Annotated in this window: 11 protein-coding genes; 4 read left to right on the forward strand and 7 right to left on the reverse strand. The window is 67.8% G+C overall.

All coding sequences use genetic code 11. From position 1 onward, the window contains the following. Complete coding sequence (locus tag NMLP_RS00175) at positions 1-420, reverse strand: hypothetical protein (RefSeq protein ID WP_015408095.1); 420 nt, start codon at positions 418-420, stop codon at positions 1-3. 229 nt (positions 421-649) lie between these two features. Here NMLP_RS00175 and NMLP_RS00180 point away from each other — a divergent pair, with 229 nt between their 5' ends. The 3 genes from NMLP_RS00180 to NMLP_RS00190 all read left to right on the forward strand — a co-directional run bounded on the left by NMLP_RS00180 (position 650) and on the right by NMLP_RS00190 (position 4,338). Further along, complete coding sequence (locus NMLP_RS00180; protein WP_015408096.1) at positions 650-1,834, forward strand: aspartate kinase; 1,185 nt, start codon at positions 650-652, stop codon at positions 1,832-1,834. Positions 1,835-1,876: 42 nt separating this feature from the next. Next, entirely contained in the window at positions 1,877-2,335 is a 459-nt protein-coding gene (locus NMLP_RS00185; protein WP_015408097.1) for a TIGR00725 family protein, read from the forward strand. Between the two features lie 92 nt (positions 2,336-2,427). Next, positions 2,428-4,338: an ABC transporter ATP-binding protein gene (locus NMLP_RS00190; RefSeq protein ID WP_015408098.1), complete on the forward strand. Its 1,911-nt coding sequence runs from the start codon at positions 2,428-2,430 to the stop codon at positions 4,336-4,338. 70 nt (positions 4,339-4,408) lie between these two features. Here NMLP_RS00190 and NMLP_RS00195 read toward each other — a convergent pair whose 3' ends face one another. The 6 genes from NMLP_RS00195 to NMLP_RS00220 form a co-directional block, all read right to left on the reverse strand. Further along, the gene (locus NMLP_RS00195) at positions 4,409-5,125 is read right to left on the reverse strand and encodes an inorganic diphosphatase (RefSeq protein WP_231857241.1); all 717 of its coding nucleotides are present in this window, start codon (positions 5,123-5,125) and stop codon (positions 4,409-4,411) included. Between the two features lie 153 nt (positions 5,126-5,278). Next, the gene (locus tag NMLP_RS00200; RefSeq protein WP_015408100.1) at positions 5,279-5,542 is read right to left on the reverse strand and encodes a hypothetical protein; all 264 of its coding nucleotides are present in this window, start codon (positions 5,540-5,542) and stop codon (positions 5,279-5,281) included. A gap of 160 nt (positions 5,543-5,702) precedes the next feature. Further along, entirely contained in the window at positions 5,703-7,001 is a 1,299-nt protein-coding gene (locus tag NMLP_RS00205; RefSeq protein WP_015408101.1) for a cobyrinic acid a,c-diamide synthase, read from the reverse strand. Continuing rightward, the gene (locus tag NMLP_RS00210; protein ID WP_015408102.1) at positions 6,998-8,047 is read right to left on the reverse strand and encodes a nicotinate-nucleotide--dimethylbenzimidazole phosphoribosyltransferase; all 1,050 of its coding nucleotides are present in this window, start codon (positions 8,045-8,047) and stop codon (positions 6,998-7,000) included. The genes NMLP_RS00205 and NMLP_RS00210 overlap by 4 nt, the downstream gene beginning before the upstream one ends. A gap of 121 nt (positions 8,048-8,168) precedes the next feature. Next, positions 8,169-9,188 (reverse strand): lysylphosphatidylglycerol synthase transmembrane domain-containing protein, encoded by a 1,020-nt coding sequence (locus NMLP_RS00215; protein WP_015408103.1) that lies wholly within the window; start codon positions 9,186-9,188, stop codon positions 8,169-8,171. 21 nt (positions 9,189-9,209) lie between these two features. After that, the gene (locus NMLP_RS00220) at positions 9,210-10,484 is read right to left on the reverse strand and encodes a glycosyltransferase (protein WP_015408104.1); all 1,275 of its coding nucleotides are present in this window, start codon (positions 10,482-10,484) and stop codon (positions 9,210-9,212) included. Positions 10,485-10,680: 196 nt separating this feature from the next. Here NMLP_RS00220 and NMLP_RS00225 point away from each other — a divergent pair, with 196 nt between their 5' ends. Beyond that, on the forward strand, positions 10,681-11,592 hold the full coding sequence (locus NMLP_RS00225) for an alkaline phosphatase family protein (protein ID WP_015408105.1): 912 nt from the start codon (positions 10,681-10,683) through the stop codon (positions 11,590-11,592). Positions 11,593-11,616: the final 24 nt, after the last annotated feature.

The following is an 11,616-nucleotide window of genomic DNA, read 5'->3' on the forward strand; positions in this document are numbered from 1 at the left end:
TCAGGCCGTCGTCCCTGTCCCCGCTTCCGTTTCGGACCCCGGCTCCCACCGGTACTTGATCGTCGGCGTCCCGTCGAATCGCGGGCCGGGGCCGCAGCGTTCGAACGCCGCCCGTTCGGCGGCGACCTGCGTCGCGTCGTCGGCCTCCATCGCCAGTAACTCGACGGTCATGCCCTCTCGGGCGGCAAAGCGCGTCGGTTCGGCGAGTAGCGTCTCACACAGCTCAGCGTCGCCTTCCAGTTGTGTCACGTGGACGGTCGCGTTCTCGGCGTCGTAGCTGACGAACCCCTCGACGGTCCCGTCGGTGTCGGCGACCCGAACCGTCCGGTCGTGGATGAGGTTCCGCATTACGTCCGTCGGCGAACCGGTCAGCGCCGCCAGCCGGTCGGCGTCGGCCTCGACGGCGTCCCGTACGTTCATGCGACCGTGTAACGCGGTGAGGATGAAGAACGTTTCGCGGCGGGCGGTCGTCGATCATCCCAGAGCGCGCTTTCGGGGCGACCGCCGGACGTCTCCGCAGTGGCGATCGGGCGGTGCGTGAAACCGCCAGACGAGACGGGAATCGAGTTCCCGGGAGAGATGAACACCGTTATTTCCCGGGCCCGGCAACGGGGGGTATGAGCTACCACACGGGTCAGCAGGTGAACGGATGCGCGTAGTCGCCAAGTTCGGCGGAACGAGCCTCGGGAACGGCGACCGCGTCAACCGGGCTGCCGACTCGATCGCCGCCGCAGTCAACGAGGGCCACGAGGTCGCCGTCGTCGCGAGCGCGATGGGGTCGACGACCGACTTCCTGCTCGATGCGATCACGTTCGAGGCCGACGAGGCCGACGAGGCCGAGATCGTCTCGATGGGCGAGCGGACCTCCGTCCGGATGCTGAAAGCCGCCCTCGGTGCCCGCGGGATCGACGCGAAGTTCCTCGAACCCGGCACCGAGGAGTGGCCAGTCATCACCGACGAGCACGGTCAAGTCGACGTCGAGGAGACCCAGCGCCGGGCCAAACAGCTCGCCGCCGACATGGCCGCCGAGGGGTACGTCCCCGTCGCCACGGGCTTTCTCGCACAGGACCACGCGGGCAACGTCACGACGCTCGGTCGCGGCGGCTCCGACACGACCGCCGTCATGCTCGGCAACTACATGAGCGCCGACGAAGTCGTCATCATCACCGACGTCGAAGGCGTCATGACGGGCGACCCCCGCGTGGTCGAGGGCGCGCGCAACGTCGGGGAAATCACCGTCGACGAACTTCGGAATCTCTCGTTCCGCGGTGCGGAGGTCGTCGCCCCGTCGGCGCTGTCGTACAAGACCGGCGACATGACCGTCAGGGTCGCCCACTACCAACACGGCGACCTCCTGCAGGGCGGGACCACGATCGAGGGGCAGTTTCAAAACCTCATCGACATGCGCGAAAAGCCGCTCGCGTGTCTGACTGCGGCCGGGCGCGCGATCAGGAACTCGCCCGGGATTCTCTCGGACCTCTCTGACGTCCTCACCGACGCCGACATCAACGTCGACGCCGTCGCGAGTGGGATGGACTCGGTGTCGTTCTACGTCGACGAGGGCGTCGCCGAGCGCGCCGAGAACGTCCTCCACCAGGCGGTCATCGACCTCGAGGAACTCTCGAGCGTTACCGTCGACGACGACATCGCGGTCATCAGGATCACCGGCGGCGAACTCCCGAATCAGTCCGGCATCCTCGAAGAGATCATCGCCCCGCTCGCGACCGAACACATCAACATCCAGGACCTGATCACAAGCGCGACCTCGATTTCGGTGTTCCTCGAGTGGGACGACCGCGAGCAGGCCCTCGAGATCATCCAGGACGCAATTTAGCCAGCCGGCCGGGTTTATTTTTCTCGCGCGCGACGTCCGTCCATGCGAGTCGCCGTCATCGGTGGATCGACGATCGACGAAAGAACCGAAGAGACCGCGCGCCGTCTCGGTCGCCTGCTCGGCGAGCGCGGCCATACTGTCGTCTGCGGCGGGTTGGGCGGCGTTATGAGGGCCGTCTGCGAGGGCGCGACCCGGGCCGGCGCGGAGACAGTCGGCATCCTCCCGGGCGAGGACCCCGCGGCCGCCAACAAATGGGTGTCGACGCCGATCGCCACCGGCCTCGGCAACGCCCGCAACGTCCTCGTGGCGCTCAACGGCGAGGGCGTCGTCGCGGTCGACGGCGCGACCGGCACCCTCTCGGAGATCGGCCACGCGCTGGATTTCGGCCGGCCCGTGGCGGGACTCGCGGCCCACGACCCCGGTCTCGAGGGATTCGAGGCGACCGAGACGCCGACGGAGGCGATCGAGTACGTCGAGCGCGCGGCGTCCGGGGCGGCCTGAACCGCGATCGGGCTCGGCTGGACGACGCCCCGGCCGCCAGCAGCGCCGGCCGCGAACACGGGACATTTGAACGCGCCCCCACTACACCCGGTATGTCCGACGATCAGGGAGGCTTCGAGGACGTCCGCGAGAGCCTCGATGGCCACCCGATCCGGAGCCTCCTGGCGTACGCCCGCCCGTACTGGCTGCGGTTGGGGGCCGGGGTCTCGGCGTCGTTTCTGACGCGCTTTGCGAGACTCGTGCCGCCGATCGTCGTCGCGACCGCGATCGACCGCGTCGTGTTGGGCTCGGGAGAGCCGGGACTTCTGGCCCGGGCGGGGATCGTCCCTCCCGGCGAGATCGCCGGCGAGGCGGCCCGGATCGCGCTGCTCGAACGACTCGTCGTTATCGCGGTGGTGGCGTATCTCCTCCGCTCCGTGACCCGTTTCGCCTCGCGGTACCTGCTGCAGTCGACCGCCCAGAAGGTCCAGCGGGACCTCCGAAACGACACGTACGACCACATCCAGCACCTCTCGATGGACTTCTTCGTCTCCCATCAGACCGGCGGGATGATGTCGATCCTCAACAGCGACATCAACCGCTTAGAGCAGTTTCTCAACACGGAGTTCCGCCAGTTGATCCGCGTCGTCGCGACGGTCGGGGGCATCTCGGTCGTCCTCTGGATCTACTCCCCGAAACTGGCGCTCATCGCGCTCGCACCGGTGCCGATCATCGGCCTCGCGAGCGGCCTCTTTCTCAACTGGATCGAGCCCCGGTACAAATCGATCCGGGAAACGGTCGCGCGATTGAACACGCGCCTGGAGAACAACATCGGCGGCACCGCGGTGATCAAGGCGTTCAACCGCCACGCCTTCGAGCGCCAACGGGTCGCCGCACAGAGCCAGACCTACCACGACGAGAAGGTGGCGGCGCTTCGGATCCGGCGGGCCTTCTTCGCCTCGCTCCGGCTGACGACCGGCGTCGTCTTCGTGCTCGTCCTCTATGTCGGCGGACGGGACATCATCCTCGGGACCCCCGGCGCGCTGTCGGCCGGTGCGTTTGCGCTGTTCTTTTTGTATCTCCGCCGGCTCTACTCGCCGATGCGTCGGGTCGGCAAGTCCGCGAACAAGTACCAACTCGCGAAATCCAGTGCCGAGCGGGTCTTCGGGCTGCTCGGCAAGGAGCCGACGGTGGCCGAACCCGACGAGCCCCACGTCCCGGAACGGGTCCGCGGCGACGTCGCCTTCGAGGACGTGACGTTCGGCTACGGGGACCGCGACCCCGTGATCCGGGGCGTCTCACTGGACGTGCCCGCAGGGACGACCGTCGGGCTCGCGGGGCCAACCGGCGCGGGGAAATCGACGCTTTTGAAGCTGCTTCCCCGGTTCCACGACGTCGACTCCGGGCGGGTCGCCGTCGACGGCGTCGACGTCCGCGAGTACAGCCTCCGAGCGCTCAGAGCGGGGATCGCGATCGTCGAACAGAACCCCTACCTGTTCTCCGGGACGGTCGCGGAGAACATCGCCTACGGCGACCACGAGACTCTCGAGGCCGAGTGGACGGACGAGACCACCCCCAGTGATGCCCGCGAACGCATCGTCGAGGCCGCGACGGCCGCCGAGGCCCACGAATTCATCAGCGAGTTGCCGGAGGGGTACGACACCCTGGTCGGCGAGCGTGGGGTGAAGCTCTCGGGCGGCCAGCGCCAACGCCTCGCCATCGCGCGGGCGCTGCTCAATGACCCCTCGATCATCGTCTTCGACGAGGCGACGAGCGACGTCGACACCGAGACCGAAGAACTCATTCAAAAGAGCTTGGATCGGCTCATCGAGGACCGAACCGCCTTCGTCATCGCCCACCGCCTGTCGACGATTCAGGGGGCCGACCGCATCGTCGTCATGGATGACGGCGAAATCGTCGAGTCGGGGACCCACGACGAGTTGCTCGACGACGACGGCGAGTACGCGGCGCTGTGGCGGGCCCAGGCCGACTCGGGGGCGTCGGTTCGCCCGATCGGCGAGTGAGCAACGAATACTGCGTCCTACATTTCGACCGAAATATAAAAAATCTGAAACTAAGTCAGGCTAGCAGGAGCTACGACTCTTCGGTGAAGCGCTCGGCGCCCGACTCGACGATATCGTAGGCTTCCTCCGCCGGTCCGATCCCGTTCGTGACCACGTCCGGGTCGTCCTCGAGGTTCTTGTAGGTCTTGAAGAACTCCTCGATCTCCGCGCGTTCGTGTTCCGGGATGTCCTCTCTGGACTCGACGTGGTCGAGTCGTGGTTCGTCGACGGGCTTGGCGACGATCTTGTCGTCGTCCTCGCCGTCGTCGAGCATCCGGAGTACGCCGACCGGTTGCACCTCGAGGACGGTGCCGGGCAACAGCGGGTCCTCGAGCAACACCAATACGTCGAGCGGATCGCCGTCGCCGGCGTTCGTCTGCGGGATGAATCCGTATCCGCCGGGGTATCGGACCTCGCTGTGGAGCATCCGATCGAGTATAATCCCCGGAATCTCCTGACGGTACTCGTATTTGATCCGCGACCCCATCGGGATCGTCTGGACTCCCATGAACGTCTCGGGAACGGAGCCGTTTTCGAAGTCCTGTTCGACGTCGGTCACCAAGTTCAGTGGTCCTGTCATAGATTGCGTGTGAACGTTCTGTACCGGCGATGCGTCGGCTCCGGCAGCGGGTGTCGACGAGGCCCCCGCAGTCAGGGAGCCGAGGCCGACGAGGCCGACACCCTGCAGCAGCGAGCGTCGACCCATCGTACCGGAGCGTGCGTGGTCGCTGTCTGACCTATCAGACATCGTTTTATTCAGGTGCGAGCTGACACATGGCCGTTTATAATAGGGGTCTGTTCGGCTATGTGGGCTATGTTCGACCACGTACGTGTCTTTAGATAACGTCGCTTCGGCGGCCGCGCTGCCGATACAGCCGATTCTCCCCTGCGACAGCCGGGCTCACAGCGTCTCGTCGGGGTCGTATCGCTCCCGGACACGCTCGACCTCGTCGGCGTAGTGGTCGCGCGTGTCCTCGTCCCCGACGGAGTCGATCCGGTCGGCGTCGACCTCGATGGCGGCCGTTATTTCCTTCGAACGGAGCAGTTGTACGCTGAAGTGCTTCACCACGCAGTGGGCCCCGTCTGGCGTCGCGTAGACGAGCTCGACGAGGGACTCGTCGCCGTACTCGCGCTCGACGAGCCACAGGCGTTCGGTATCGGACATGGGCGTTCGTGGGGTCGCGGGCGGTTTGTAGCTGCCGCTCCCCGGCGATGGCCAGACCGCCCGACGCCTTGGCGGCCGACGGGGCCGGACTGACGTCCAGTTGTCCCCCGTTTACTCACAACAAACACGTCGCTCAAAACGGTGTGTTATATACGGGCGATCACAGTCGGTCGAGGAACCGATCGAAGGCCCCCGAATCGGCGTGGACGTGCGCGTAGGTGCCGAGCGTCCGGTGTTCGGTCAGGCCGTCCTTCTTGTCGACGATCCCGTCGCCGCGCTCGACGTCGAAGGCGAACGTCGCGTCGGGGGCGACGTCGGCCTCGGAGTAGTGGAACTCGTGGCCGCGGACTGTCGTCCCGGTATCGGCGGTGAGCGCGTCGTTTCGGGCGCGCAACTCCACGTGGTCGAGCGCCTGATATCGGTCGCACATCTGCACGTCGGCGGGGAGGACACCGGCCATCCGGTGGGTCCGCCCGTCGGTGTCCGTCAGCGTCTCCGCGAGCGCCATCAGGCCGCCGCACTCCCCGAGGACGGCCAGTCCATCGGCGGCCCGCTCGCCGAGCTCTCCGAGGGTGCCGCCCGCGGCCAGTGCCCCGCCGTGGAGTTCCGGGTAGCCGCCGGGGAGGTAGACGCCGTCGCAGGCCGGCAACGGGTCGCCCGCGACGGGCGAAAACGTGACGACCGACGCCCGCTCGCGGAGGCGCTCGACCGTCGCGGGGTATTTAAAACAGAACGCCCCGTCGTCCGCAACGGCGACAGTCGCGTCCGTCCCGGAACCCGACGGGCGGGTCCCTCCCGGGCGGGGCGGCTCGCGGGCGACCCCGACGAGCCGTTCGATGTCGACGTGCTCGCTCGCCTCCCGAAGGGTGTCGGTGTCGACTGGGGCCTCCGCGCCCATGTGGAGCCCGAGGTGGCGCTCGGGGATCGAAAGCTCCGACAGAGGCGGAATCCGCCCCAGGTACGCGAGCCCCTCCGGCAGCGCCTCGCGGATGCCGTCCGCGTGGCGGCCGCCGTGGGCGCGCTGGGCGAGGACGCCGACGACGTCTATGTCCCGGTCGGCCTCGTCGGCGTATGCCTCGAACCCCAGCGCCGTCGCGGCGACGCTCTCCATGCCCGCTTTCGCGTCGACGACGAGGACGACGGGCAACCCGAGCGTCTCCGCGACGGCCGCTGTCGAGGTCGTCCCGTCGTAGAGGCCCATCATCCCCTCGACGACGCAGACGTCGCCCGACCCGCGCCAGTAGTTGCGGCGACAGCCTTCGTCCCCGGAGAGCCACGGGTCGAGGCTCCGGGACGGCCGATCGCAGACGACGGCGTGGTGGCTCGGATCGATGAAGTCCGGGCCGGCCTTCGCGGGCTGGGGGTCGTAGCCGGCGCGCTTCAGCCCGGACAGGACCGAGAGGGCGGCGACCGTTTTTCCGACACCCGAGGCCGTCCCGGCGAGGACGACACCCTTCATAACGCCGGCACCTCCCGGTCGGCCTCCGCCAGCAGCCGATCGTACACGTCGCGGACGCCCGATCGAACGTCGGCCATCGGTACCGACGCCCGCTCGGCCAGCGCCAGCGCCCCGCCCATCCCGACGCCCTCCTTGGCCTCGCCGGCGTTGTAGGCGGCCATGGCCGGGTGGTCGTCGGTGAACCCGGGATCGGTGACAGTTACCGACAGCTCCAAGCCGTCGGCGGCCCGATCGAGGTCGATAGAGGGATCCTCGGCGACGAACGAGGTCGTCGCGAGCGACAGCCGCCGGTCGTACCCGCCGTGTCGGAGGCAGGCAGCGGCGGCGACGAGTTGGGTGCCGCCGGCCAGCGTCACCGCAGTGTCGGTCTCGAGGGCGCCGGCGGCCAGCCCCGAGACGACCGCGAGGGCTGGATCACCCGCGCGACGCAGCGCGACGGTCGGTTCGCCGGCGGCGTCGCCGGGCGACAGACCCGAAGCAGCGAGGGACTCGGCGACGACTTCGCGTTTCAACCCCAGGGGGTTCTCCGGCAGCGACGACGAGACGACCCCCGCCTCGGCCGCGTCCCCGGCCGGCCCCAGGACGTCGACCTCTCCGAGCGCGGTCAACACGCCGAGTGCGGTCGTCGTCCCGCCCGGGACCGTCTCGGCGACGAACAGCTCGTCATCGGGGAGCGCCCGGCCGAACTGGCGGGCGGCGGCGAACGCTCCCGGCGCGGACGGGACCGGATCCGGCTCGCGGATGTCGTCCCCGGCGTTGGCCCCGACGGTGACAGTCGGGGCGCCGGTCGGCTCGGCGACCCCGGCGTCGACGACCGTCGTCTCGAGGCCGAGCCGTTCGACGACCGCCCGGGTGACGACGGCTGGCGTCGGACAGCCGGTCGGCGAGACGGGGACGACCGGGGACCGGACGGTGCGCCCGTAGGTCAGGATCTCGCTGTCGGCGCTCGGCGTGTGGATCATGAGTTCGGGGTCGGCTCCCGCCGCGCTAATGCCGTCGATCTCGGCGGTGCGGGTGGTCCCGGCACAGAGGACGAGTCGCGTCATTGCCCCGTGTTCCACACAGGCGGACTTGAACCCCTCGGACGGGGAGGCCGCAACGCGGGCCGGAGCGTCGGGCGTGTACGGCCGCAGTCCGGCGATCGCCTCGACAGCCCGGCCGCGTCGATCAAACTCGACGGATCACCCGGAGGGCGGCGAGACCGCCGAGCACGACGACGAACCAGTAACTCGTCAGCCGGTAGATCGTCGTGACCGCGAGCGCGTCGGCGGTCGAAAGCGCGGTGAGCGCGGTCAACAGCGCGACGAGCGTCCCCTCGATGGCGGCGAGTCCGCCCGGCAGCGGCGCTGACCCGGCGATGACAGACACCGGAACGAGAAAACAGACGAGCAGGATCGAGACTGGCGTCCCCAGCGCGAGCCCTGAAAAATACAGCGGGATCGCAAAGAGGACCCACCCGACGTAGCCGAAGACGACCGCCACGACGAGCGCCCGTGGGGCCGCTGTGATCACCTCGAGGGACTCATAGAGGCTGTCGATCCGGTCACGTGCCGACGGGATCGAGAGCCACGAGGTCCGACGCGCGAACGGACCAAGGGCCCACAGTACGGCGTCCCGAAGCCGCCCGCGAACTCGCCAGCCGACGACCGTCGCGAACGGGAGCGCGACCGCGAGCGAAACAAGCACGACCGCGAACCGTTTTATTACTCCCGAGACCTGTGCGGTAAAGAGCAGATACCCGAGACCGACCAATCCGACGGTAAAGAAGGGCACGAGCCGGATCAAATCCGCAGTGACGACGCTTGCAAGGCTCTGTTCGTACGTCGCCTCGGTGTCCCGCGAGAGGACGTACGCGATGAACGGCTCCCCGCCCGCCTGCCCCATCGGGGTCACGTAGTTCGCAAACGTCGCGGCGACGAAGGTCACGACGAGCTTCCGGTACGGGACCGAAACGCCCGCTGCGGAGAGGACGGCCTGCCAGGTCTTGGTCCACGCCGCCAGACACAGCATCGATGAAAGACACGCGAGAAGGACCCACCCGGGACGGGCCGTCCGGAGCCGCGAGAGGGTCCGCTCCCACCCGACGCCGACGACTAACAGCCCCACGAGAGCCATCGCGACCGCGAACCCCAACAGCGTCTTCAGGAACCGTCCGCGCGTGGTTCCCGCGGGCGTCCATTCAGGCATCGGCGTTGTGAACCGGAGGCGTCACGCGCCCGTCTTTGTGACCTGATACCACTCGCCGCCCCAGGTGAACGCGTACTCGAAGGCCGCCTTGACCGTCAGGATTCCGTGACCCAGGTACACGAGGGGAACGAACGCCAGCGTCCAGGACGGGCGGCCGATCCGGCCCTCGAGCGCGTCGCGGCTCCAGACGCCGAGGATCACCGCTAGGATCGACCCGAACGGGAGGAGGACGCTTCCCGGGTCGATCAGCGTCAAAAAGAGCACGTGCGAGGCGAGCATCAACAGCGTGCCGCCGGCGAGGAGGGCACCAACGGCCCGACCGACGGCGACGGCGTCCGTGAGGCCGCGGGGCCCTTCGAGTGCCTCCCGAAGGCGCACGTGGACGACCTGTACGTGGCCGATCCGCCAGCGCTTGCGCTGGCCCCAGAGGTCACGCAGGGTGTGTGGCGCCTCCATAGAACTCGTACACCGGCGGTTCTGTGCGACCGTGAGGTCGGCGCGGTGACACTGATGCGAGAAGTAGATATCCTCGGTCAGCACGTCCGCGTACCCCCCGACCGCGTCGAAAGCTGCCCGAGTGAACCCGGTCGCGGAGCTCTGACAGTGGGTAAACCCGACGAACTCCCCGATCAAGTAAGCCGACTGCACGACCACGCGTTCGCAGTAGGCGAGCGTCTCGATCGCTCCGGTCGGTCGGGGGATTCGCCGCCCTTGGAAGACGTCCGCCCCGTCGAGAAGCGCTCCCATCGCGGTGCCGACGAACCCCGCCGAGGCACGTTCGTCGGCGTCGAAGACGACGAAGTGATCCGCGTCGCTGTGCTCGACCGCGCAGTTGATCGCGGTCGCCTTCGACCCCGGGCGGTCGTTGAGGAGGCACTCGACCGACCCGTAGCGCGCGGCGAGCTCCGTCGCGCGCGCTCGGGTCCGATCGTCGTCCGGTTCGACGACGACCGCGATCTCGAGGGGATCGTAGTTGTTTTGCAGGAGGCTGGTGACGCTCTCGTCTACGACGCTGGCGTCCCTGTAGGCGGGCACGATCGCTTGCACCGGCGGACCGGACGCGATCCGATCGCCGGTATCGCTCCGCCAGACGTCGTAGACGAGCAGAAAGCCCGTAAACGCGACCGCAACGGTGAACAGCCCGACGTAGACGGCCCCTTCGACGAAGACGACGACGAAGAGCGGCTGGACGGCGACCGTCCAGATGTCCCCGCCCGTGGCGAAGCCAACGACGAGAAGCGCGGCGATCCCGAGCCACGTTCCGGCGTTTTCGGCGATGCGGTCGAGTCCCGGCATTATACTCTGGTTTTATTTCCCTTCCAATATTTAAACTACCGCAATCCGATCCGTTTCGGGGTGCCGATAGGGCTCCGCTGGGCACCGTCTTCTCTCGTCTTCGTGTACCGTCTTCTCTCGTCTTCGTGTACCGTCCTCTTTGTCCTCGCGCATCCGTTCCGATACGTAATTGACGCCGAAGCACCCACAGACGCGCATGGGATTCGACGACTGGGTCTCCGTCTCCGCCGAAAAGATCCGGAAAAAAGGGGCCGAGGGGCTCGGTGACGTCGCCTACGACCTCTACGCCGGCCTGTGGTGGCTTGCCTGGCCGCTTCCGCGCGGAACGAACGTCTACGAGCGCGAGTGGGACCTCCTCGTCATCCTCGACGCCTGTCGCGTCGACCTCCTCCGATCGGTCGCCGACGAGTACGAGTTCCTCGGCGACATCGAGCGCGTCGAGTCGGTCGGCAGTATGTCGAAGGAGTGGATGGCGAAGACGTTCACCGACGAGTACGCCGACGAGGTGGCCGAGACGGCATACGTCACGAGCAACGTCTTCTCGGAGCGGATACTCGATGGCGACCGCTTCGGGACCTTCGAGGAGGTGTGGCGCGACGGGTGGGACGAGGCGGCTGGCACCGTCCTCCCGCGGACGATGACGGACCGCGCGATCCAGACCGCCCGCCAGGACGATCCCGACCGGTTGATTGTCCACTACGTCCAGCCACATCACCCGTTCGTCGGCCTCGATTTGGGGTTCGACGCCGATCCGTTCGGCCCGGCGCTCTCCGACACCGTCGTCGACGCGCTCCGGAAGGACAAAATCGACCGGGAGACGTTCTGGGACGCCTACCAGGACAACCTCCGGTTGGTCCTCGACGACCTCGAACTCCTGCTCTCGAACGTCGACGCCGACCGCGTCGCGATCACGGCCGACCACGGCGACGCTCTCGGCGAGTGGGGGATCTACGATCACCCCGTCGGCTGTCTGCACCCCGCGGTTCGGACAGTGCCGTGGACGACCACGACCGCGACCGACCGCGAAACGCACGACCCCGAGATCGACCGCGAAACCGGCGACTCCGACGTCGAGGACCGCCTCCAGGCGCTAGGATACGTGGGATAGGACGGATTTACAATGGTGACCGCG

This window comes from Natronomonas moolapensis 8.8.11 (genome assembly GCF_000591055.1).
Classification (GTDB): Archaea; Halobacteriota; Halobacteria; order Halobacteriales; family Haloarculaceae; genus Natronomonas; species Natronomonas moolapensis.